The organism is Glutamicibacter sp. NPDC127525 (assembly GCF_042672105.1).
In the GTDB taxonomy this organism is placed as follows: domain Bacteria; phylum Actinomycetota; class Actinomycetes; order Actinomycetales; family Micrococcaceae; genus Glutamicibacter.
The window spans coordinates 141,947-165,624 of sequence record NZ_JBHXVN010000003.1 but is presented as its reverse complement, the minus strand read 5'-3'; the positions used below and the strand labels follow the sequence as shown (position 1 = coordinate 165,624).

Below are 23,678 nucleotides of genomic sequence, written 5' to 3'. Positions count from 1 at the left end.
TGCAAAGAATCCCGCAGGTGAAGGCGAAAACGAAGTTGATTGCGGATCCCGGTTCATCGTCAGTTGTGCAACGTTCTCATGACTAATACGGCGCTATAACGGGCCATTCGGTATTCACGGTAGTCAGTGCTCCAGCTGCGCGGCCAATGAAGCCCGAGCATCGACAAATAAAGTCGCATGAACGACTGTTGCTGGAAGTTGAGCTTATCGCCGCGACCCACTTAGCCGCTATGAGTCCCCATTACCTGCTTTTCCTTTGTATCGCTGGCGAAGCTCGAGTGGCGGGAAACCTGTTTAGCATCCTTTGAGGACTTTCGCTTAGCTGCGGCAAACATCCATTTCTCCGGTTAATGGAGAGCAATCCATTCGCTTAATGACCCGGCAAGGGAAACGGGACCCAGGTGCTATGCAACTTGGGCTATTTCTTCTTCCGCTCAACGCGGGAGCAACAATGCCCATCGAATGATCATCAGTCTTCTAGACTCGAAAGTGTAAAAGTGATGGTGATGGGAAAATTTGTGGTTCAAGCCATTGGTACTAAAGCGTATTTGGGTGCTGCTACGTGCGCAGCAGTACTCCTCATTGGTGGGTGCAGTTCGCCAGAAGTCGAAACCGGTGCCTCGACGGTCGCCCCAGTCCAGCTCGACGACGGACAGCTGGAAAATCTGCTTGAGGATTTCGCCAAAGACGAAGAAAACTCCCAAGTCATCAACGACAAACAGCTACGCAAGAGCATTCCGCAAGCACAGGAGTGGATAGAGAACGTCCAAGTGAATCCCAGTAAATGCGGAGTTACCTTTGCTGAGCCGGTCGCAGATCAATTGCAGAGCGCCACGATGGGCGCCATCGAATTCGAGGACAGCTACCTAACTGTTGCAATCTACAAAGACCCTGAAGTTTTGCAAGCGCAATGGGTTGCCAAAACTGAGGCCAATGCTGATTGCTCGCGTTACACAGTCAAATTAGGCAATGAGACTCGCGCTTACCACATTGCAAAGCAGCCTATTGATTCTGCTGCAGGATTGGCCGACGGGTATGTAATTACCAGCAGTGATGGGTCGTCCACCAAACAGCAGCTCATCATTCGCTCCGCTAATTCGAACGTCCTGCTCGGCATTCAGCGTTCCACTTCTGCCGCGAACACCGCGAACGAAGTTGAAGAAGCATCCGGGATCCTCCAAGAACTCATGAACCGACTTACCCAGTAGTTCATTTCAAGACGCCATCGGTCTTCCGGTGGCAATTACGGAAAGCTATAGATGACTAAGCGTTTAGCCCTCTGGGCATTGCCATTGGCCACGACCATGATGCTGGCTGGATGTTCTTCGAATTCCGCGACAGAACCAGCGGAAACGGCTGTTTCGACGGCCCCGGCGGAAAGCAAGAAGACTTCTGCCTCGGGTGATGTGCTCAGTGCGGAGCAGGTAGAGTCCATTGCTTCCAAGCTTTTGGAAGGCGACAACGCAGTCCAGATAGTTGGCAATGAGCAGATGCAGAAGCAACTGGAAGTTGCCAAGAACGCTGAAACTCCCAGCGGAATCAAGCCGGAAAAGTGTGCCGAGATGAATGCCAAGTATTCAGTTACCGACTTGACGGCATCGGTATCCGCAACGGCGACCAGTTCCTCCGAATCCGTCGGCAAAGTCGTGCAGGTCTTCTCGTTGACCGACGAGGCCACCCGCAAGAACGTATCGGAGGCATTGACGCTGGATGATCTGGAGGGATGTGAAAAGGCCACTGTTGAGCTGGGCGGCGAGGAAATCGAAACTCAACGCCAGATCCTGCCGCTGGACGTCGAAGCGGATCAATCGTTGACCATGTCCACCCAGATGGATGCGGGTGGCGGACAGCTACTGACCTCGGTCGTTGTGCAGGCTCTGCAAGATGGCAATTTCGTGCTGGTTACCCTGCAGACCGGTTCGCAGCAACCAGCTGAACTGGCCGCACAGGCAGTGGAGCTGGCAGATCGGGCGTTCGCCGAAATCGAGGCGGCTCAGTAGCCGAACGGGCGGGGTATCCGTTTTATGGACTCTCCAACATCAGTTGGCCTTGCACCGAGGAGTGCAGAGCTCGTGGTTTAGCAGCCAACATGCCTTTTCCTCGAAGCAGCGTACCTCCGAGTCATATTAGCCCCCTTGGCAGATGAACGATAAATCAACTGCTGGGACCTTGTTTCTGTGCGGTGCCTGCCGATTTCTCTTTGACTGGTGCTTTTCCTGGCAACGGGTGGCAAGCGACCAACCCTTGACCATTCAAGTGAACTTTGGACTCTATTCCATTCGCTGCAACACTCTCTCATAGTCCTTTTATTTCCAACACATTGTGAAATACTGTGGATGGCTTATCATCACCAACGTGAGGAAATCACCATGAAGAAGCGTTCACTCTGGGTGCTGCCTGTAGCAGTTGCCCTTGCCTTGACCGGTTGCAGCTCGAATTCAGGGACCGAGGGCGCTGCTGGCTCTTCGGAGGCCCCTCAGGAGCAGGAAAGCGCGGGGGTGCCAGCGCTGACTGCTGAGCAAGCCGCTGCAGTTGCCAAAACCTTGGGTGGAGACGGACCTAATGTGCAGGTTCTGGATAGCGATGCACTTAGCGGCTCTTTGGAAAGCGCCAAGGGCCTGATCGATCAGATGGAGATCGAACCTGCGAAGTGCGCCGAGTTCGTCTCGCAGCAGGGGACCCAGGACCTGGACGGCGTCAACATGGCCGCAGCGATCGTCGTTGGCGAAACAGGCGAGAGCAACAGCTACTCCGTCGCTGGCTACGAGGATACTGCCAAGCTGGATGCAATCAAGGACATGGTAGATGCCAAGGACCTGCAGGGCTGCGAGGACTTCTCGATGAGTGTTGCGGGCCAGAAAGTTTCTGCCTCGGCCAAGATCCTGGATGCTGAATCCGATGCGGACAAGACCATCGTAACCCACACTGCCATGACCATGAATGGCGAAGAGGTCCCAGGTGGTTCTTACCAGATTCAGGGCGTAGTAGGTGAAAATGTTGTGGCCGTTTCCCGCACCCAAACTGGCGAACAAGCTGATGGCGAGGCTGTGAAAGCACTCGTTGAGGAACTGAACAAGGCAGTTGAAGAGGTTAAGGCCACGGCCAAGTAGGCCTCCTTCAGCCGTTGAAGGCTCTTCTGGTTCCAAGGGAATCAGAAGAGCCTTCACTTCTTTGCGCGGCAAATGCTTCCCAATGATGCGCGAGTCATGGCATTCTCAATGGATGACCCTGGAACACGGTGCGCCACGCAAATCCATCGAGGCTGCCTTGACTGCGGGCGAGGATCCGACGCGCAAAGCCCGAAGCTTGAAGTCCCTGCATCAGCTCTGGGCCGAAGGTGCGTGCATCCCTGAAGTGGTTCGGCCAGTGGTGGCGCGTTCATGGTCCAGGGCCGGCAAGCTTGGAACAGATATCGTTCCCTTGGATACGTCTGAAATACGCGAGCGCAGGCAGGCCAACGAAGAACTCAACGGACTGGTCGAGCTCTTCAAGGAGCGTTTGCTCTCCTTGGCCACCCAGGCGGGAAACCAGCTGGTCATCTCCGACGGACAAGGATTCGTGCTCTGGGTGCTCGGGCCCTCTGCGGTACGCCGCCGAAGTGACGGCATCGGATTTGTCGCCGGTGCACGCTGGCGCGAAAGCGACGTGGGCACTAATGGGATCGGCGCGGCAATGGCTGAGCGTGCCCCGGTGCAGATTTTCGGCCCGGAGCATGCCCGGGAGGAACAGCACAACTGGGTCTGCACATCGGCGCCGGTCATGAATCCTGCCACCTCGGCGCTGATTGGCACGATCACGCTGGCAGGCTCGTTCCGCACGGCGCATCCGCACTCCTTGGCTCTGGTCTCATCCGTGGCCCGAGAAGCAGAATTATTCCTGCAAACCGAGCATGAATTGAAAATGCAGACGCTCCAGCTTTCCACCCAACTGCCCGAAGGCGAGTACGTCCTAGTTGACGTGCAAGGCTCCATAGCCGCCGCCCAAGGCTACAGTGTTGGATCCAAGCTCAATTTGCCGATGTCCATGGAAGAAGGGCGGAACTGGATTTCCGGGCTGGGATCAATTGATGCGCGGCGGACACCGGGAGGCTGGCTGCTGCAAAGGGCAGAAGGCCAGGTGAGCCTCCAGCTGTACGCAGGAGCTTCACTGCAGGCTATTGTCCATTCGCCCGGTGGGGCGACGCGCATCAACTTGAGCGCGAAGCATTGGCAGATCCTTGAGCTGCTGGCTGCGAACCCTCACGGAGTGAGCTCAGGGCAGTTGGCGAGCCTGTGGCCTGCGGATACGCCGAACGTCACCATCCGCGCCGAAATATCCCGCTTGCGTTCCAAGCTGCGTGGCCTGATCGCCTCACGTCCCTACCGGATCGTGGTCCCGGTGAGCAGCCACTAGCAATCCCGGAGCAGCTGCAACCTATTGCAACGCTTTTCTTTTGTGACGCAGATCATATTCTTTCATTAGTCGCGGAGGGCCCGAATGGCCATCCATTGAATCCCGATGAAGAGATGAGACGCAAATGACTGACAATGATTGCTTGTTGCAAGCCCGGAGCTGGTTCCATTCCTTGCAGATAGCGTTGGAAGCGGGTGACGCGCCAGCAGCTGTGCAGCTATTTTCGGAGGAGTGCTACTGGCGGGATCTGGCCTCGATGACATGGAACCTTCACACAAGCGAGGGCCGTGACGGGATCGAGAAGATGCTGCTTGGCGTTGAACGAGGCGCGTGGCCGCGGAACATCGAAGTCACCAGCGCACAAGAGGCTGACGGCGTCATTGAAGCCTGGTACACGTTCGAGAACGACGCATTCAATGGGCTTGGATTACTCCGCTTGCGCGATGGGAAGGCCTGGACCCTGCTGAGCACCGCGCAGGGCCTGCGCAAATTCCCCGAACCTGCTGGTCCGCGCCGCGAACTGGGCGCCGAGCACGGCGTAGCGATGAGCAAGGAAAACTGGCTTGATCGACGTACCGCGCAGCAGCAGTCCCTGGGGATCACCGACCAGCCCTACACGCTGATTGTCGGCGGCGGCCAAGGCGGCATAGGCTTGGCCGCTCGGCTCAAGCGCATGGGTGTTCCTGCCCTGGTCATCGATAGGCATCCGCGTCCCGGTGACCAATGGCGTTCGCGCTACCATTCCTTGGCGCTGCACGATCCGGTCTGGTATGACCATATGCCCTACATTGATTTCCCCGACCACTGGCCGGTGTTCACGCCCAAGGACAAGATGGGGGATTGGCTGGAAAGCTACACCAAGCTCATGGAGCTGGACTATTGGTCACTGACTGAAGCGACCAGCGCCCGGCAGGATCCGGAAGGAGAGGGGTGGATCGTCGAGGTAGAACGCGACGGAGTACCGTTGACCCTGCGTCCCACCCAGCTGGTGCTGGCCACCGGCATGTCCGGTATTCCGAACATTCCCCAGTACCCGGGAGCCGAGATCTTCAAAGGCGAGCAGAACCATTCCTCCAAGCATCCAGGCGGCGAACGGTACGCGGGCAAGAACGTCGTGGTTATCGGCGCCAACAACTCCGCACACGATATCTGCGCGGATCTGGTGCAAAACGGGGCCAAGCCGACTATGGTCCAACGTTCCAGCACGCATATCGTGCGCTCCGAATCGCTGATGAAGCATGTGCTGGGCGGACTGTACTCGGAAGAAGCCCTCGCTGCCGGCATAGACCACAACAAGGCAGACCTGATCTTCGCCTCCATCCCGTACAAAGTCCTCCCGGAATTCCATAAGCCGGTCTTCGAGAAAATCCAGCAGGAAGATGCGCACTTCTACAAGTCGCTGGCGGATGCGGGATTCGAGCTGGACTTCGGCGACGACGGTTCAGGGCTGTTCCTCAAGTACCTGCGCCGTGGCTCGGGGTACTACATCAACATCGGTGCCAGCGAGCTGGTGGCCGACGGATCGATTGCTTTGGCCCATGGCGAGGTATCGCACTTGACCGAAGAATCGGTGGTGCTGGCCGATGGCACTCGGCTGCCGGCGGATGCGGTGGTCTACGCCACCGGTTACGGCTCGATGAACGGATGGGCGGCGAAGCTCATCTCCCAGGAAGTCGCGGATGAAGTCGGAAAATGCTGGGGCCTGGGGTCGGGGACCGCCAAGGATCCGGGTCCATGGCAGGGGGAACTGCGCAATATGTGGAAGCCCACCAAGGTCAAGAACCTCTGGTTCCACGGAGGCAACCTGCACCAGTCCAGGCATTATTCGAAGTATCTGGGCTTGCAGCTCAAGGCACGGTACGAGGGCATCGGAACTCCGGTGTATGCGCTCGCCGAAACCTATCATCAATCCTGATATATCCGTTTCCCTGCCCGTGAATCGGTTTCCCGGACCCGGAGCAAGCGCTGTATGGCGCTTCCTCCGGGTCACCCGCGCGTCTGCCACGTGGCGGTTTTCGGGCCTTATCCGGACGTTTCGTTGAACTGCAACGGCCTGGAAATCGCACAACGAATTGAACGGAAAGCCGGATGAACCATGATTCCCACGCTCCTGGCACCTGCGCAGTTTATGAATCTGCGCAGACCGCGGATGCCGCAACAACGCCGGTGCACCGGCCTGCGCGCCGCAGCCGACCCAGCAGCACCATGCTTCCGCGTAAGCCTCGCCATGGGTGCTGGCAAGTACAAATCGGCGGGGAACTGGCACCCGACTGGGATGTCCTTTGCTGGCAGCGACTCAACGAGACAGAACCCTGCAGCGCCCACCATCTATCCAGAGGCCCGTATCCGGCCCCGGGCACGCAACACGATTCCGCGCAAGCCCTTGAATTTATTGGGAAGTGGCCGAAAGCTGTAGCATTGATTAAGGCCAATTTTGCGGCCAAAACCCATTTGATTTTGCATAGCTAGTCGGCATCCGAAAATATTTCTGAAGTCGACGGACGGAAAAGGACACCCCGAGTGGTTTTGAAGCTTTCCACTACCTTCTTGCGCACCTTGCGTGAAGATCCGGTTGACGCCGAAGTCGCCAGCCACAAGTTGTTGGTACGCGCCGGTTACATCCGTCGTGCGGCCCCGGGCATCTACACCTGGTTGCCGTTGGGTTTGAAGGTCCTTGCGCGCGTTGAAGCTATTGTTCGCGAGGAAATGAACGCTATCGGCGGCCAGGAAGTCCACTTCCCAGCGCTGCTGCCACGTGAACCTTACGAACAGACCGGCCGTTGGACCGAATACGGCGATGGCCTGTTCCGTCTCAAGGACCGCAAAGATGCAGACTACCTTTTGGCACCGACCCATGAGGAAATGTTCACGCTGCTGGTGAAGGATCTGTACAACTCGTACAAGGATCTTCCGGTCTACCTGTACCAGATCCAGAACAAGTACCGCGACGAAGCACGTCCACGCGCGGGCCTGCTGCGTGGCCGCGAATTCATCATGAAGGATTCGTACTCCTTCAACATCGATGATGAAGGCCTGGACGAAGCCTACATGGCTCACCGCGGCGCCTACCTGAAGATTTTCGAGCGCCTGGGTCTGGAAGTTATTCCGGTCTTCGCGCAGGCTGGTGCCATGGGCGGCTCCAAGTCCGAGGAATTCCTGCATCCAACAGCTATTGGCGAGGATACCTTCGTCCGTTCGGCCGGCGGTTACGCAGCCAACGTGGAAGCTGTCACCACCGTAGTGCCAGCGTCCATCGATTACGCCAACGCACCTGCGTTCGAAGTTGTCGATACCCCGGATACCCCGACCATCGAGACGCTGGTTGCCGCGGCCAACGAGCTGCGCCCACGCGAGTCCGGTGTTTGGGAAGCCAAGGACACCCTGAAAAACGTTGTCCTGGCGGTGACCGATCCAGAAGGCAACCGCCAGTTGGTAGTCATCGGTGTTCCAGGCGACCGCCAGGTGGACCTGAAGCGTGTCGAAGCTACCGTGGGTGCCCCGCTGGGCGTCATCGGCGAGGTCCAGGTTGAAGCCGCTAGCGGTGAAGACTTGGCCAAGCACCCGGAATTGATTGCCGGCTACATCGGCCCAGGCAACGGCCTGGATCAGGCTGTTCTGGGTACCGAAGGCACCAGCGGCATCACTTACCTGGTTGATCCTCGCGTAGTATCCGGTACCTCGTGGATCACCGGCGCCAACGAAAAGGGCAAGCACGTTTTCGGCTTGGTGGCCGAGCGCGACTTCGGCTTTGACGGCACCATCGAGTCGGTCAACGTGCTAGAGGGCGACCCGGCACCGGACGGCTCGGGCCCATTGCGCACCGAACGCGGTATCGAAATGGGTCATATCTTCCAGCTTGGCCGCAAGTACGCTGAGGCTCTGGATCTGCGGGTCCTGGACCAGAACGGCAAGCTGAAGGTTGTCACCATGGGCTCCTACGGCATTGGCGTCACCCGTGCGGTAGCAGCACTGGCCGAGGCTTACCATGACGAAAACGGTCTGGCATGGCCAAAGCAGGTTGCTCCAGCCGACGTCCACATGGTCGTTACCGGCAAGGGCCCAGAGCTGCTTGAGGCTGCTGAGAAGTTGGCCGCAGAACTAGAATCGGCCGGTTTGGAAGTTATCTTGGATGACCGTCCAAAGGTGTCCGCGGGCGTGAAGTTCTCGGATGCAGAACTGATCGGCATTCCAACCATCGTTGTTGTGGGCCGTGGACTTGCTGAGGGCGTAGTTGAGGTCAAGGATCGTGCCACCGGCGAACGCCGCGATGTCAAGGTCGAGGACGTTGTCGCTGAGCTGAGCGCCTAAAAGGCTGTAGCCAATAACTGAATAGGGGAGTAGCGCGGTGCAAGAGTTCTTGGAATTGCTGTCCGTCAACGGTGAACCCGTCTCCTTCTGGCCCCTGGTGTTGCTGCTTCTTGCAGCTTTGGGCGCTGGATGGATTGACGCGGTAGTTGGCGGTGGCGGCCTGATTCAATTGCCCGCGCTGCTTCTTTTCCCCGGCATCACGCCGGTGCAGGCGCTGGCCACGAATAAGCTGGGCTCAATCTTCGGAACGGCTACCAGCGCGGTGACGTACTACCGGCGCACCAGCCCGGATTTGAAGACCGCTATTCCGATGGCATTGACTGCCATGCTCGGTGCCTTCGGCGGAGCTGCGCTGGCCACAATTCTTCCCTCTGGAGCCATTCAGCCCATCATTATCGCAGCGCTCATTGCGGTGCTGCTGTTCACGATCCTGAAGCCCAAAGCCGGGGAGCTGTCGCGCCTGCGCTACGCCGGGCATGGGCATTATCTTCGAGCCATCCTGATTGGGCTGCTGATTGGCGGCTACGACGGGATGATCGGTCCCGGGACTGGATCGTTCTTGATCATCGCCATGGTGACAGTGCTGGGTTACAACTTCTTGCAGTCCTCCGCCAAGGCGAAGATCGTTAACCTTTGCACCAACGCAGGTGCTCTGCTGCTCTTCATCCCCACGGGGCACGTTCTAGTCGCATTAGGCCTGGCCATGGGCGTGATGAATATGCTCGGAGGCTATCTCGGGGCGCGCATGGCGATCTCAAAGGGCAGCGCCTTTATTCGCATTGTTTTCGTGATCGTCGTTTCGGCACTGATCATCAAGCTCGGCTCGGACCTGATCCTCGCCGGCAAGTGATAGCTTTAGCGGCCGCTAGCCGCTGATGTGTCGATTGGCGGGTATCCGGCGTAGTGCTGGACATGCTGGGGTTCAATGGCATGGACCATGGAACTGGTCGCCATTTGCGCGATCCTGAAAGTCAAGAAGCTGGAACCCATTGCAGTTTTGTAGAGTTGGGAAACCGTAGTGTGGCTTTCCAGCGGATCTACAACCTGCAACGCTGTGCAACCGATGGATACATACAGGAACCACAAATCGTTGTTCGCCGGATCGAGAGTAGCGATCAGCGCTGGCGGCTGGTGCGCGGCCACGAGCGACATGACGTCGTTGACTGTTTCCTCAGATTGCGCAATGACAATAGGCATGCCCTGGACCCAACCATGTGAACTGAGTTGCGCCCGACCTTGCCTTGAACCGATCACTTCGCTGACCAGTTCTGCTGTCTTCGAACGCATGAATTGACCTGACATTACCCAACCTCCAATTGACGACCTAGCCACAAGTTGTTAGTTCCCCAATAAGTGGAAGAAAGCGGAGAATTCCGCTCCGTGTTATTGGAGCCAAATTCCGTATCTCAAGCACTTGTTATTCACGATAGCCCCTTTCGGCGCGAATATCGAGAGCCAGTGAATAGGAACGAGATTCATATATCTTTGGAGTCATTCCATGGCGGAGGAAATGGTGGTCGTTGATAAATTGGTTTCGAGTCATACCGCGCAAAACCCGCATGCCATATGCGGGTTAGATCTTATAGTGCGGATGGAAATTACGGATCATCCGTGAATTTTAGTGCGCCTCGCGCTGTTTTGGCTCTACCCGAACCCGTGCTCTATTTCGACTCAGGGCAATTAGCAGTCGTGATTATTTCGTGATAATTCAACGAAACGTGAAATACGGCTAAATTCTAGCTGAATCCAAAACTATTTGCCGACTTCGCCAGTCTCCAAGATGCGGTATTCCTCATTCGATCCCTGCTGGCCATTGAGAGTCTGGAAAGCGACGGCGGAAATTTTTGCGCCGGCTGCACCATCACTAACGCCCGCTGCTACGACCAATGCATCAGCAAAATCCCCTTCGGCTTCCGCGGATAGGGCAGCCAGGTCTTCGAGGCCGCCTTCGGGTAGCGCATAGGCGGGTTCACGCAGGTCTGCGCACTGTTCGTCAACGGTCGCACGCAGGCCGCGAAGCTGGCGTCCCAGCTCGCTGCGTCGAGCTTCGACGGCTTCCTTGGCGCTGTCGGCACCACGTGCAGCCGTGAGCTGCAGAAGGAAATCTAGTGCATAGCCGCGGTCCAGGGCCCGGGCGACGGCCGTTGGTTCGATGTTCTGCGCTTCGGTGATTTCCTTCGCGGGGTCCAGCAGCTCCTCATTAGGCAGGCAGGCTACTGGCTGGTCTTTCTGCTCTTCTTCACCCGAGACTGCACTCAGTGGCAAGGCTAAGTCCACATCACGCTCTTCTCCCAAAGATGCAACAGCGCTGCGGGCGTCCAGGTTGATCTGGAAAGCAATCTGGGCCAGCTTCGAATCCCTGGACAGCGATGGTTCTGCAAAGGCAGGCATCGCTGACGATGCGTCGGCGACATTCGTGGCAAGCGCAACCAGCGCGTCGGGGGAGAAGGTTTGCGGCAATGCCGCAGGCTCTTGGTCGTCGAAGCGCAATTCACCGAGCACCGCTGACCCCTGCGACAAGGAAGTCGCCAATGCGGATAGCCTCGAAGCGTTATCCTCGGGTGCCAGCTGGGCCAAGGCATGGGCCTGAGATGCCAGGTCTGCCAGCTTTGCTCCGTATTCCCACATCATGCGGGCATCGGCGCTGGCCTCATTGACCTGTTCGGGCAGGCCCCGCTCCACCAGGGCGCCTCGGAAGATGGTGCTGCCAATGCCCCACGTCACGGCAAGGGCAACTGCACCAGCCAGTACCGGAGCAATCCAGCCTGGAGCGCGGCGTACTTGCCTGTCGGTGCGACGGGCGGAATGGGGCGATTTTTCAGTCATAGCGTTTCGATCATGCCATGATCAATGCAGGTAAAGAGGGCAATAGCGGTGTCGAGCGCCACGATGGATAGAAAATGGGCGTGAGTTCCTTCACCTGTGCCCGTTTAGATGTTCTCAATGAGCGGAACGCAATATAGGCTTAACGGACAACATCGAATAGCGTGGGAGGATATCCATGACCGGAATGCCGGCCGATACCGAACAGGAAGCGCAGCGTCTGACTGCATTGCTCTCCAAGGAAGTAGAATCCCACGGGCTTCTCCTGGAGGAAGTCGCCTTGCGTCCCTCCGGCAAGCAGATGATCGTGCAGATCATCGTCGACAAGGCCGACGGTCACGAAACGCTGACTCTCGATGAACTTGGTGAAGTTACCACCACCATCTCCAACGCTCTGGACAAGGACGCCGTCTACGCATCGTCGGCTCCTTACGAACTCGAAGTCAGTTCCCCAGGACTCTCCCGCCCATTGACTGCCCAGCGCCACTGGATCCGCGCCCTCAACCGCATGGTCAAGATTTCGCTGGCCGACGGCACGAAGCTTCGCGGGCGCCTGCTTGAGGTCAACGACGGCGACGTGTTGATTGCTGAGCACCGCGAGCCGGCCAAGAAGGGCATGAAGGTCAAGGTGCTCGATCCTGCGGCCTATGCCTTCGAAAATATCCGTAAAGCTGTTGTCGATCCAGAGCTGAACTTCGATGACGCACTATTTGACACTGCCGATACTGAAGATTTGGAGGGCTAAGCGTGGATATCGATCTGAATGCGCTGCGCATCCTGGAAAAAGACCGCGACATCCCAATGGATGTTTTGATTCCGACCATCGAGTCGGCACTGCTGCTGGCTTACAACAAGACCGAAGGCGCCATGCCTGGCGCCCGCGCGCACATTGAGCGCAGCAACGGCCATGTGGCGATCCTGGTAGAGGACCGCGACAACGCCGGCGTGCTGCTGGGCGAATTCGACGACACCCCGCACGGTTTCGGCCGCATCGCCGCCTCCACCGCCCGCCAGGTAATCATGCAGCGCCTGCGTGAAGCTGAAGATGCGCAGGTTGTCGGCGAGTTCGCAGCCCGCGTTGGCACCCTGATCTCCGGCGTCATCCAGCAGGGCTACTCCTCGCATATGGTGCAGGTCAAGATCGGTGATCTGGAAGCGCTGCTGCCACCAGTTGAGCAGTCCCCAGGCGAGAAGTACCAGCACGGAAACCGCCTGCGCGCCTACGTTGTTTCCGCTGAGCGCGGCAACAAGGGCCCAGCCGTTACCCTGTCCCGTTCCCACCCGAACCTGGTTCGCCTGCTGTTCGAAATGGAAGTTCCAGAAATCGCTGACGGCACCGTCACGGTCGAGGCACTGGCTCGTGAAGCTGGCCACCGTACCAAGATTGCTGTGCGCGCAACCAAGGCCGGTGTCAACGCCAAGGGCGCTTGCATCGGTGAAATGGGAACCCGCGTGCGCGCCGTGATGAACGAACTGAACGACGAGAAGATCGACATCGTTGACTACAACGAGGATCCAGCGAAGTTCATCGCCGCGGCCCTGTCTCCATCGAAGGTCGTCTCGGTAGAGATCCTGGACGAAGCCGAACGCCGTGCTCGCGTGGTTGTTCCCGACTCCCAGCTCTCGCTGGCAATCGGCAAGGAAGGCCAGAACGCTCGCCTTGCTGCCAAGTTGACCGGCTGGCGCATTGACATCCTGGCTGCCTCGGGCGGCAAGGAACCGCAGCTCTAAGCAGCTGCGGGAAATAATTCCAGTTCAGCGTGTTGGAAGCCTAGCTGCGTGTGAGCCACAACTCATGCGTGCTATGGCGTCCAAACGCGCTAGACTAGTAGATGGCTCGTAATAACTAGGGAAGGTGGCGACGGCGCTCGCATGAAGCTGCATCAGCAACGCACGTGCATTGGCTGTCGAACCGTAACCAGTAAAAATGAGCTGCTCCGTTGGGTCCTGAAAGACGGTACACCGCTGCATGCGGTGAGTTTGGATCAACAGGGTTCCGCTTCCGGGCGGGGCACTTGGACCCACGGGACCGAAAAGTGTGTGCAGCAAGCGGTGCAGCGCCGGGCGTTCGCGCGGGCCTTCAGGTCTGCGGTAGACGATTCGCAGGTGCTGCAGGAATTCACTGCATACGAAGATCAGCTGGCAAGCAACCAGCTATCTGGCAAACATGATGAAAGCGGGTCAGAAATCTGATGGCAACCCGATGAGTCGGCAATGCTGAGCGCACAACGATGAACAATCAGTTCTGCGTGATCCACCGTGCGACGGAAGAATTTCACGAATTACACAGCTGATCTGCCAGACCGCTGATCTAAAGATTTATCTTTTGATACCGGGGTTTGAGCAGATCACATCGACACAGGAGAGATGTGGCTAAACCCCGCGTTCACGAGCTCGCTAAAGAGCTCGGAATCACTTCAAAAGAAGCACTAACCAAGTTGCAGGACATGGGCGAATTCGTTCGCTCGGCATCCTCGACCGTTGAACCGCCAGTAGCGCGCAAGCTGCGCGACGCATTCCCAGGTTCCAACGGTGCCGCTAAGCCAGCAGCTGCTGCCAAGCCAGCCGCCGCCAAGCCAGCGACCCCTGGAGCACCGAAGTCGGCTTCCAAGCCGGCTGCTACCCCAGGTGCCTCGGCCCCGAAGCCAGGCGTTAAGCCAGCTGCGGCAGCTCCGGCTCCTGCAGCCCCAGCCGCACCTGCGGCGCCTGCAGCTCCGGTCGCGAAGGCAACCCCTGGCGCTCCATTGCCAGGTGCAGCCCCGGCACCGAAGCCAGGTGCCAAGCCAGCTCCGAAGCCAGGCGCTCCACGCCCAGGCAACAGCCCGTTCTCTTCCCAGCAGGGTATGCGCGGCGCTGAGTCCGGCGAACGCCGTGGTGGCGGCAACCGCGAAGGCGGTCGTGCCCCACGTCCAGGCGCACCTCGTCCGGGCGGTCCACGCCCAGGCAACAACCCGTTCTCCTCGCAGCAGGGTATGCGCGGCGAAGGCGGCCAGGGCGGTCCTCGCCCACCACGCGACGGCCAGCGCGGTCCACGCCCAGCAGGTGCCGGCGGTCCACGTCCGGCTCGTGACGGCCAGGGCGGTCCACGTCCGGCGCGTGACGGCCAGCGCGGTCCACGTCCAGCAGGTGCCGGCGGTCCACGCCCAGCAGGCCAGGGCGCTCCACGCCCAGCCGGCGCAGGTGGCCCACGCCCAGCAGGTGCCGGCGGTCCACGCCCAGGTGCTGGCGCAGGTACCACTGCAACCCCGCGCATGATGCCTAACCGCACCGATCGTCCAGCGCCAGCAGGCGGCGGACGTCCAGGTGCAGGTGCCGGCGGCCGCGGTCGCCCAGGTGGCGGCAGCGGTGGCGGCAGCGGTACCGGTGGCGGCTTCCGCCCAGGTGCACCACGCGGTCGCGGTGGCGTTGGCGGTGCTTTCGGCAAGGGAGGCGCCGGTCGCGGCAAGCAGCGCAAGTCCAAGCGCGCAAAGCGCCAGGAATTGGAGCAGATGAGTGCTCCGTCATTGGGCGGCGTGAATGTTCCACGCGGCAACGGCGACACCGAGATCCGTCTGCGCCGCGGCGCGTCGATCACCGACTTCGCCGACAAGATTGGCGCGAACCCAGCAGCACTGGTGACCGTACTGTTCCACCTCGGTGAAATGGCTACCGCCACCCAGTCGCTGGATGAGGCAACCTTCGAGGTACTCGGCGAAGAGCTGGGCTACAAGGTGCTTGTCGTCTCCCCTGAGGACGAAGACAAGGAACTGCTCGAAGGCTTCGGCCTGGACCTGGACGCCGAACTTGAGGCTGAAGGCGAAGACGTGCTTGAAGAGCGCGCCCCAGTCATCACCATCATGGGCCACGTCGACCACGGTAAGACCCGACTGCTGGATGCTATCCGCAAGTCGAACGTTATCGAGGGCGAGCATGGCGGCATCACCCAGCACATCGGTGCGTACCAGATCAACCACATCCATGAGGGCCGCGATCGCGCAATGACCTTCATCGATACCCCGGGCCACGAGGCGTTCACCGCCATGCGTGCCCGTGGTGCCGAGGTCACTGACGTGGCCGTGCTGGTTGTCGCCGCGGATGACGGCGTCATGCCGCAGACCGTGGAAGCACTGAACCACGCACAGGCTGCCGGCGTGCCGATCATCGTCGCTGTGAACAAGATCGATAAGGAAGGCGCCAACCCTGACAAGGTCATGGGCCAGCTGACCGAATACGGTTTGGTTCCAGAAGAATACGGTGGCGACACCATGTTCGTGAAGGTTTCGGCACTGCAGAAGCAGGGCATCGACGAGCTGCTGGACGCTGTCCTGCTGACCTCGGACGTGCTTGAGCTCAAGGCCAACCCGGACAAGTCCGCTCGTGGCGTGGCCATTGAAGCGAACCTGGATAAGGGCCGCGGTTCGGTTGTTACCGTCCTGGTCCAGTCCGGTACCCTCTGTGTTGGCGACACCATGGTGGTGGGCACCGCCCACGGCCGCGTGCGTGCAATGTTCAACGAGAACGGCGAAAACCTCGACGTGGCACTGCCATCGCGTCCGGTACAGGTCCTGGGCATGTCCTCGGTCCCGCGTGCTGGCGACGGCTTCCTGATCACCGAAGACGAGCGCACCGCCCGCCAGATCGCTGACAAGCGCGAAACCGCAGAGCGCAACGCAATGCTGGCCAAGCGCCGCAAGCGCATCACCTTGGAAGACTTCGACAAGGCTGTTGCCGATGGCAAGATCGATACCCTGAACCTGATCCTCAAGGGTGACGCTTCCGGTGCTGTTGAAGCACTGGAAGACTCGCTGATGAAGATCGAGGTCGGCGACGATGTGCAGCTGCGCGTGATCCACCGCGGTGTCGGTGCGATCACCCAGAACGACGTCAACTTGGCAACCGTGGACAACGCCATCATCATTGGCTTCAACGTCCGCCCAGCCGAGCGCGTGGCAGAACTGGCCGACAAGGAGGGCGTCGACATGCGCTTCTACTCGGTCATCTACTCCGCTATCGACGACATCGAGAATGCGCTCAAGGGCATGCTCAAGCCGGAGTTCGAAGAAGTGGCCCTCGGCACCGCCGAGATCCGCATGGTCTTCCGCTCCTCGAAGTTCGGCAACATTGCCGGTTCGATCATCCGCTCGGGCACCATCAAGCGCAACACCAAGGCTCGCCTGGTACGCGACGGCAACGTCGTGGGCGACAACCTGAACATCGATTCGCTGCGCCGCGAAAAGGACGATGTCACCGAGGTCCGCGAGGGCTTCGAATGCGGTATCGGCCTGGGGTCGTTCAACGACATCAAGGAAGGCGACATCATCGAGACCTTCGAGATGCGCGAAAAGCCACGCGACTAATTGCCGACAAGCAATTAGCAGCGTGACTCACTGATTCGTGGGCGTTTGACCGATAAGCTTTGGTCAAGCGCCCACGAGTTTTGAACCATTAGGAGAAAACCATGGCTGATTCAGCCCGCGCCGCACGCCTGGCTAAGCGCGTACAGGTCCTCATGGCCCAGTCGCTGCGCAACGTCATCAAGGACGAGCGCATTGACAACGTCACCGTGACCGACGCTCGCGTCACCAACGACCTGCAGCACGCTACGGTGTACTACACCGTCTTTGGCGATGACGAGATGAAGAAGGACATCGCTACCATGCTGGAAAAGCGTGGCGGTGCCCTGCGCAAGGAATTGGGCCGCAATCTGACCATCCGCCTGACCCCGACGCTGGCATTCGTCGCCGACGAAATCCCCGAGGGTGCCTCGCACCTGGAGGAATTGCTGGCCAAGGCCCGCGAGAAGGACGCCGAGGTTGCAGCTCTGCGCGAAGGCAAGGACTTCGCCGGAGACCAGGACCCGTACAAGAAGGACGAGGACGCCGAAGAAGCCTAAGGGCTTCTGGGCTTCATCCTGACTGGAGCAACGCCCCGGCCAGCACGCATTGCGTGCTGGCCGGGGCGTTATGCGTTGGCCTCGATTACCCTCACAGCGAAGCGCGAATCCCTGCCGAAGGCTGGTCGCCGGGAAGATGGTGGGATAGCGTGATCAGAAACCGCCGGATCCGACCAAAGGTGCAGCACATGCCAGAATTCACCACAACATTGAGCGCAACCGGCGGGAACAACGTGGGCATCGTGGTTCCCGATGGCATCGTGCTCGGATTCGGCCGCGGCAAGCGCGTGCCGGTCATCGTGTGCATTGACGGGGACTACACGTACCGGAACAGCATTTCTTCCATGCACGGGCAGTTCCTCATTTCCTTCAGCTCCGAGACCCGTGCTGCCACGGGCAAGGGTGCGGGCGATGAAATCAGCGTGAAACTCGAACTGGACGAGGAACCGCGCACCGTCGAAATCCCCGAACCGCTGGCCGTGCTGCTCTCCGCCGAGCCCGAGCTGCTGGACGCCTGGAACAAGCTGTCCTACAGCAAGCAGCGCGGCCACGTGGACCCCATCGTGGCTGCCCGCGGCGAGGACACCAGGACGCGCCGGGTCGAGAAGGTCATCAAGACGCTGCGCAGCCACTAGCCTGCCGGGGCCATGCCCGCTGAGCCAGGAGCTAAGCCAAAGGCGGCGCCCAACAGGCCAGCCAGCCCCGGTCGCAGTCGGCAGTAGTGTGAACAACCCACCGGTGCCCCGGAGCTACTGCACGGTGAATTGCAGGCGCTGCCAGCCGCTGGCGCCATTGGGCACCGGGTTGGCTTTCTCGCTGGTCTGCAGCTTGCCCTGTGCATCATAGGCGCGGACGGTTGCCGAGTGCGTTCCGGGTGCTGCGTCCTTCCATACGAAGCGCCACTGCCGCCAGGTATCCAACGAGGCTTCGGTCGCCAGTTGGGCATCTGCCCACGGTCCGTCATCGATCTGCACCTGCACACGCGAAATGCCCCGGGTCTGCGCCCATGCAGTTCCGCCCAAGACGACTTCTCCGGCAGGCACCTGGGCGAACGGGCGAGGGGTATCGATGCGGGAAGACATCTTGATTGGACCGCGTTCGGACCAGCCGCGAGTAGTCCAGTAGGCCGCCTTGTCCTGGAACCGCGTCACTTCCAAATCGACCACCCATTTGGTGGCCGACACGTAGCCGTAGAGACCTGGCACCACCATGCGCACCGGGAAACCATGCTCGAAAGGCAGCGGCTCGCCGTTCATGCCGATGGCCAGCAAAGCCATCCGGTCGTCGGTGAGCGCTTGGAGCGGGGTGGAGGCGCTGAAACCGTCATGCGAAGTCGAAAGCACCATATCCGCGCCGGCCTGCGGAACCGCGCGCTCCAGCAGCTTACGCAGCGGGTAGCCCAGCCATTTCGCGTTGCCTACCAGATCGCCGCCGACGGGATTGGACACACAAGTGAGCGTCAGATAGGTTTCCACGAGTTCTTCGCCCAGCAGTTCGTCGAAGTTCACGGTGAATTCCTTCTCCACCATGCCGTGCACGCGCAGCGACCACTGGTTCGGGTCGATCTGCGGCACCGAAAGCGCGGTATCGATGCGGTAGAAATCCTGGTTGGGAGTCACGAAGCGGGGCATGTCCGCTACTTCTACCTGCACCCCTTCGGGCAGGGGTTCCGCCTTGGTCCGGGCCGCAGGCAGGCGCAAGGCCTTGCGTGCGGCGGCGGCCATATTCCGCGATGCCGACAGCGAGGTGGAAACACCGGTGGAGACGGCCGCGGCGGCCAGGGACAGGGCTGCGCCTATCAAGAACTTCCTGCGGCTTGGACCCGTCGCGGTGGCGCCCTCGTCCTGCCTAGGGGCCGCGGCCGCAGCCAGCCGGGTCAGCCACTGCAGAAGCCCTATACCGGCGATCGCGCCCAGTACCGTCGGGATGATATCCAGCAGGCTGGTGGAAGCACGAGCGGCCACGGCACTGGAGAGCAGCACGGCCAAGCCGATGATGGCCGTGCAGGCCAGCGCAAAACTTCGCTTGGCGATCAGGCCGATCATCGCCGCCAGGACTGCGGCGGCTGCACCGATGGAAATGAATAACGCCAACTTGTCATTGGTCCCGAAGGTCGCGATGGCGAAGTCCTTGAGCCATGGGGGAGTCAGGTCGATGATGGCTGAACCCAGCGCGAAAAACGGCGAGGATGCATTGTTGAAAAATGCCGAGGCGAATTGGGCCACGGCAAACATGATTGCGGCCGAGCAAATTCCAGCCACCGCGTGGAATACGAGTTTACTGCTGCTGCGCTTCTGCCAAATGCCCACTGCCACTCACCTCATGCGTTGCGGTCCATGTTCCCCTGCAGAATGCAGGGGGAACAACTTCTCACAGTGTTTTCGGAACGGGCAGCATTGCGGATTGGAACAGGCTACAAGAACTTCCGCACGCTCACAGCGATTGGACCATGATGGGGTCTGTTGTCGGAGCCGGGGAGCCGGTGGCCGGCTCGACCGTGATCCCGAAGTGGGTGATGCCCTTCATTGGATCCGAAACCATGATCATGCCGTTGGCATCGCCGCCGGTGAGCATTCCCGCAGGAACCGCCCCTTCTGCCGAGATCAGCCACAGCTCGTAGCCCTTGTCGCTGGACAAGGCTGGCATGCCCGAGGTGGACACCGCCATCAGGCCTTCGTCGGCAGAATAGGACAGCGTGATTCGCGCGCCGTCGTCCAGTGTCTGCGTTTTCGACTTGGCATCTGGGGCAGCCAGGATGCGGCTGAGCTCTTCTTGATGCGAGGCCATGGCGGCCATCTGGCTTTCCAGCTCGCGCTGCTGGGAATTCTGGTTGATGGCCAAGCCGCCCAGAGCCACCGCTGCGAGCAGCAGGACGCCGGCGGCCAAGGCGAAGAAGCGCTGCGGGCCGCGTTCTGCGCCAGCTTGCGGGGCCTGGTGCGTTGCAGCGGTTTCGGTTTCCCGTTCAGCAGGAGCAGCTGGTTCAGCAGGAGCTATTGGGTCCTGTGCCTGGGCGCCGTCGTGATCGAGGGCCGTCTCCTGCACAGGTGCCAATTGCTCGGTAGTGCGGATAGCGGCCATGATGTTGTTCTTCAGCCGGGCCGGAGGATTGACCGGTTGCGCTGACAAGCCGAGCAGTCCAGCAGTTTCCTGCAGGGCATCCAGTTCCCGGCGTGCCTGGGCAGAGTCGGGACCCCCATGCTGGAGGGCTTCGCGTTCCTTGTCTTCCAGAGCATCCAGGGCGAAGCTGTCGGTCAGCTCGTTCTCGTGCTTGTCCATTACGCCGCTCCCATCAGTTCTCGAAGTTTGCCCATTCCATCGCGTATTCGCGTTTTCGCGGTTCCCACCGGTATTTTCAGCAGCTCTGCGACTTCCGTGTGGGTGTATCCGCCGAAGTAGGCCAGGTGTATCGCCTCGCGTTGCGGGGCGGTGAGCCGCTGCAGGGCTTGGGCTACGCGCATGGTCTCGTCGTGCAAGATGGCATTCTCTTCCACGTCGTCGTAGCTGTCCTGGAATTCCTTGATTCCAACGCGCAAATCCCGGTCCTGGCTCGCTTGGCTTGCTCGCACCCGGTCGACGGCCCGGCGGTGGGCAATAGTCAGCAGCCATGATGCTGCCGTGCCACGCGCCGGATCAAAGCGCCTTGCCTGTTGCCACGCTTCGACAAACACTTCCTGGGTGACTTCTTCGCTCTGTGCATTATCGCGAAGCACCCGCAGCACGAGTCCGAAGACCCGTGAAGCCATGGCATCATAGAGCGATTCGAAGGCAGATTCATCTCCCAGCGCGACCTGTTGCAGCAGGACGTCTGGCGTTTTCACGGAATCGTCTTCCATGGCATCGAGTCTATTGGAACTCATGAATCCTAGGGTCTCATGCATCTGTGGCTAAGCGGCTATCTGCTGTGGCGTGGCGTTTTGCGAAAAGATCCGTCCAAGGGAACCAGGTTCCCGTTGCACCGGCGAAGGTGATGCCTGGAAGGTATTCCATGCACCACCTTCATGCCAGCGGCTTTGATGATTCTGGCGATACTACTTCTTTGCCGGTGGCATCAGGACGGTGTCCACCAGGTACACGGTTGCGTTGGCGGTCTGCACGCCGCCGCAGATGACCGAAGCCCCGTTGACTTCCAGATCGTCGCCGCTACCGGTGACTTCCACCTCTTCGCCCTGGACCGTTGCGTGGGTTCCGGGAAGATCATCTGGTGCAATCTGGCCGGAAACGACGTGGTAGGTCAGGATGCTGGTCAGGGTGTCGGCATCCTTGGCAACTGCGGACAGGTCATCCTTCGGGATTGCCGCGAAGGCGTCGTCAACCGGTGCGAAGACGGTGAATTCGCCGCCATTGAGGGTATCGACGAGATCGACATCAGGATTCAGCTCACCGGAGACTGCAGAAGTCAGGGTGGTCAGCAGCGGGTTGTTCGAGGCAGCGACGGCCACTGGATCCTGGGCCATTCCGGCTACCGAGCCATCACCGGTCGGGACTGCTTCGGCGTAGGCCGCGCAACCCTTGCCCACAAGATTGCTTGCTGGATCCATTGCCGATTCGCTGGCCATGGGCGAGCTGCTTTCCGAGGCGGACGCCGTGGGCGATTCCATGGTTTCCGAACCGGTCGAGCAGGCGCTCAGTCCCATGGCGGCGACTGCGATGAGCCCGAATGCTCCAGCGACTTTGCTGTATGTGCGCTTCATGATTTTCTCCTTGCTTCGCCGCGACTGATGTCGTCGGTCCTTTTCCTGTCCGTGCGGATCAGGTTGTCAATGAGCATTCGGGGCAGGTTGCCCGACGGATTGGATTCTCTTGGAAATTTTTTTTCGTCTTGCTGGCAGGCCGTGAAGCTGCCGGATCCGCGGGCTGGCGGGCCCTGTCCCGGAGCATTGCCGGCTCATGGAAATAGGCTGCAAGTGGGATCTGCCACGCTTGGAACCAGCGACAGCCTTATTCTCCGCACAAGCCATATACTGGAAGGCGTGAGTAAAGCCGGGCAGAACACGCAAGAGCAGGCCTCAGGCCTCGTATTAGTCGACAAAGAGCAGGGAATGACCTCCCATGATGTGGTCGGTCGCATCCGCAGACTTGCAGGGACTCGGAAAGTCGGCCACGCCGGCACCCTGGACCCCATGGCCACCGGCGTGCTGGTTATCGGCGTGAACAAGGCAACCCGGCTGCTGACCTACATCGTCGGCCACGACAAGACCTACACCGCCACCATCCGGCTGGGGCAGAACACCGTCACGGACGATGCCGAAGGCGAAATCATTTCCGAGCGCATCGCCGCGGCGGTCAGCGACGAAGACATCGAGCGCGAGATCGCCCAGCTGCGCGGAGACATCGAGCAGATCCCGAGCTCGGTCTCGGCCATCAAGGTCGATGGCAAGCGTTCCTACGCTCGCGTGCGCGCTGGCGAACAGGTAGAACTCAAGGCCCGCCCGGTCACCATTTCGCGGTTCGAGATCCATGAGGTGCGCCGCGAAAACGGCGGCAAGATCCTCGACGTCGACGTCACGGTATCGTGCTCTTCTGGAACCTACATCCGGGCGTTGGCCCGCGACCTGGGCGAAGCATTGAACGTTGGCGGGCACCTGACGGCGCTGCGCCGTACCGAGGTGGGCCCATACAAGATCGAGCTCACCCGCACCCTGGAGCAGCTGGCCGGGGAATTCGAGATTCTCCCAATTGAAAAGGCTGCTGCCGCGCTGTTCCCGAACCGCACGGTCAGCGTCGACGAAGCCGTGGAATTGTCTTTCGGCCGCACCATCCCCGCCTCGCATCTGGGCATGGACATTGCCGAAGGCCAGACCGTTGCGGCTTTCGCTCCCAATGGCGTGCTGGTCGCACTGCTGGAAGACAAGGGCGACAAGGCGCGTACGGCCTTGGTCTTCACCGCTAAGTAATCCCGAAAGGAACTGGCTTGATTGCCGTCAATGGATTCTTCATCGCCGGAGCGGTGGTCTGCGCACTGGCATTGCTGGTGGCAGTTATCGCAACCGCTATCCGCAAGCACCCGGATGACTGGGCGCTGATCGGTGCGGTGGCCACCGAGCTTTTCCTGATTGCCTACGGCATCGCGGCCGCGATCCGCCAGGTCGGGGGAAATGCGGTGCAAGGCGACCCGGTGGAATTCTGGGGCTACTTCATCACAGCGCTGATCATGCCGCCGGTGGCCTTCTTCTGGGCGATCAGCGAGAAGAGCCGTTGGTCCAACGCCGTGCTGGCCGCGTCGGCCGCCGTCACCTTCGTAATGGTGTTCCGCATGGAACAGATCTGGCAGTAGGAGTACTCA

21 protein-coding genes are annotated in these 23,678 nt (G+C 59.9%); 15 read left to right on the top strand and 6 right to left on the bottom strand.

Annotation, left to right across the window (positions count from 1 at the left end; translation table 11 throughout):
- The first annotated feature begins 413 nt into the window (after window positions 1–413).
- From ACFVHU_RS08800 to ACFVHU_RS08770, 7 genes are all read left to right on the top strand, one after another.
- Entirely contained in the window at window positions 414–1,208 is a 795-nt protein-coding gene (locus tag ACFVHU_RS08800) for a hypothetical protein (RefSeq protein ID WP_332486590.1), read from the top strand.
- 51 nt (window positions 1,209–1,259) lie between these two features.
- The gene (locus ACFVHU_RS08795; RefSeq protein ID WP_332486588.1) at window positions 1,260–2,000 is read left to right on the top strand and encodes a hypothetical protein; all 741 of its coding nucleotides are present in this window, start codon (window positions 1,260–1,262) and stop codon (window positions 1,998–2,000) included.
- A gap of 369 nt (window positions 2,001–2,369) precedes the next feature.
- Window positions 2,370–3,110, top strand: coding sequence for a hypothetical protein (locus ACFVHU_RS08790; RefSeq protein ID WP_105657272.1), 741 nt, complete (start codon window positions 2,370–2,372; stop codon window positions 3,108–3,110).
- Window positions 3,111–3,222: 112 nt separating this feature from the next.
- Complete coding sequence (locus tag ACFVHU_RS08785; RefSeq protein WP_388023956.1) at window positions 3,223–4,392, top strand: GAF domain-containing protein; 1,170 nt, start codon at window positions 3,223–3,225, stop codon at window positions 4,390–4,392.
- A 124-nt stretch (window positions 4,393–4,516) separates the two neighbouring features.
- Window positions 4,517–6,307, top strand: coding sequence for an NAD(P)/FAD-dependent oxidoreductase (locus ACFVHU_RS08780; RefSeq protein WP_105657274.1), 1,791 nt, complete (start codon window positions 4,517–4,519; stop codon window positions 6,305–6,307).
- Window positions 6,308–6,912: 605 nt separating this feature from the next.
- Window positions 6,913–8,700 carry a proline--tRNA ligase gene (locus ACFVHU_RS08775; protein WP_388023954.1) on the top strand — a complete coding sequence of 596 codons (1,788 nt, stop codon included), beginning with the start codon at window positions 6,913–6,915 and terminating at the stop codon, window positions 8,698–8,700.
- 37 nt (window positions 8,701–8,737) lie between these two features.
- Window positions 8,738–9,550 (top strand): TSUP family transporter, encoded by an 813-nt coding sequence (locus ACFVHU_RS08770; protein ID WP_181148826.1) that lies wholly within the window; start codon window positions 8,738–8,740, stop codon window positions 9,548–9,550.
- A gap of 5 nt (window positions 9,551–9,555) precedes the next feature.
- On the opposite strand, the gene ACFVHU_RS08765 is transcribed toward ACFVHU_RS08770, so the two are convergent.
- Complete coding sequence (locus ACFVHU_RS08765; protein WP_388023952.1) at window positions 9,556–9,987, bottom strand: hypothetical protein; 432 nt, start codon at window positions 9,985–9,987, stop codon at window positions 9,556–9,558.
- Window positions 9,988–10,452: 465 nt separating this feature from the next.
- Window positions 10,453–11,526 carry a hypothetical protein gene (locus ACFVHU_RS08760; RefSeq protein WP_388023951.1) on the bottom strand — a complete coding sequence of 358 codons (1,074 nt, stop codon included), beginning with the start codon at window positions 11,524–11,526 and terminating at the stop codon, window positions 10,453–10,455.
- A 175-nt stretch (window positions 11,527–11,701) separates the two neighbouring features.
- On the opposite strand from ACFVHU_RS08760, the gene rimP reads away from it, so the two are divergent.
- The 6 genes from rimP to ACFVHU_RS08730 all read left to right on the top strand — a co-directional run bounded on the left by rimP (window position 11,702) and on the right by ACFVHU_RS08730 (window position 18,030).
- Complete coding sequence (gene rimP, locus ACFVHU_RS08755) at window positions 11,702–12,268, top strand: ribosome maturation factor RimP (RefSeq protein ID WP_105657278.1); 567 nt, start codon at window positions 11,702–11,704, stop codon at window positions 12,266–12,268.
- Window positions 12,269–12,270: 2 nt separating this feature from the next.
- Window positions 12,271–13,254, top strand: coding sequence for a transcription termination factor NusA (nusA, locus tag ACFVHU_RS08750; protein ID WP_105661830.1), 984 nt, complete (start codon window positions 12,271–12,273; stop codon window positions 13,252–13,254).
- Window positions 13,255–13,395: 141 nt separating this feature from the next.
- Window positions 13,396–13,716 (top strand): YlxR family protein, encoded by a 321-nt coding sequence (locus ACFVHU_RS08745; RefSeq protein WP_105657280.1) that lies wholly within the window; start codon window positions 13,396–13,398, stop codon window positions 13,714–13,716.
- 176 nt (window positions 13,717–13,892) lie between these two features.
- Complete coding sequence (gene infB / locus ACFVHU_RS08740; RefSeq protein WP_332594938.1) at window positions 13,893–16,859, top strand: translation initiation factor IF-2; 2,967 nt, start codon at window positions 13,893–13,895, stop codon at window positions 16,857–16,859.
- A gap of 101 nt (window positions 16,860–16,960) precedes the next feature.
- A complete protein-coding gene (gene rbfA, locus ACFVHU_RS08735; protein ID WP_105657282.1) occupies window positions 16,961–17,395 on the top strand; it encodes a 30S ribosome-binding factor RbfA in 435 nt (144 codons plus the stop codon).
- 188 nt (window positions 17,396–17,583) lie between these two features.
- Window positions 17,584–18,030, top strand: a complete 447-nt coding sequence (locus tag ACFVHU_RS08730; RefSeq protein ID WP_332727082.1) for a YdeI/OmpD-associated family protein — start codon at window positions 17,584–17,586, stop codon at window positions 18,028–18,030.
- A gap of 114 nt (window positions 18,031–18,144) precedes the next feature.
- Here ACFVHU_RS08730 and ACFVHU_RS08725 read toward each other — a convergent pair whose 3' ends face one another.
- The 4 genes from ACFVHU_RS08725 to ACFVHU_RS08710 all read right to left on the bottom strand — a co-directional run bounded on the left by ACFVHU_RS08725 (window position 18,145) and on the right by ACFVHU_RS08710 (window position 22,086).
- A complete protein-coding gene (locus ACFVHU_RS08725; protein WP_105661832.1) occupies window positions 18,145–19,629 on the bottom strand; it encodes a molybdopterin-dependent oxidoreductase in 1,485 nt (494 codons plus the stop codon).
- A 199-nt stretch (window positions 19,630–19,828) separates the two neighbouring features.
- Window positions 19,829–20,671 (bottom strand): anti-sigma factor domain-containing protein, encoded by an 843-nt coding sequence (locus ACFVHU_RS08720; RefSeq protein WP_105657284.1) that lies wholly within the window; start codon window positions 20,669–20,671, stop codon window positions 19,829–19,831.
- Window positions 20,671–21,252: an ECF RNA polymerase sigma factor SigK gene (gene sigK / locus ACFVHU_RS08715; RefSeq protein WP_286134161.1), complete on the bottom strand. Its 582-nt coding sequence runs from the start codon at window positions 21,250–21,252 to the stop codon at window positions 20,671–20,673. The genes ACFVHU_RS08720 and sigK overlap by 1 nt, the downstream gene beginning before the upstream one ends.
- Before the next feature lie 171 nt (window positions 21,253–21,423).
- Window positions 21,424–22,086 carry a fasciclin domain-containing protein gene (locus tag ACFVHU_RS08710; protein ID WP_105657286.1) on the bottom strand — a complete coding sequence of 221 codons (663 nt, stop codon included), beginning with the start codon at window positions 22,084–22,086 and terminating at the stop codon, window positions 21,424–21,426.
- 279 nt (window positions 22,087–22,365) lie between these two features.
- On the opposite strand from ACFVHU_RS08710, the gene truB reads away from it, so the two are divergent.
- Window positions 22,366–23,289, top strand: coding sequence for a tRNA pseudouridine(55) synthase TruB (gene truB / locus ACFVHU_RS08705; RefSeq protein WP_105661834.1), 924 nt, complete (start codon window positions 22,366–22,368; stop codon window positions 23,287–23,289).
- 17 nt (window positions 23,290–23,306) lie between these two features.
- On the top strand, window positions 23,307–23,669 hold the full coding sequence (locus ACFVHU_RS08700) for a hypothetical protein (protein ID WP_105657288.1): 363 nt from the start codon (window positions 23,307–23,309) through the stop codon (window positions 23,667–23,669).
- Window positions 23,670–23,678: the final 9 nt, after the last annotated feature.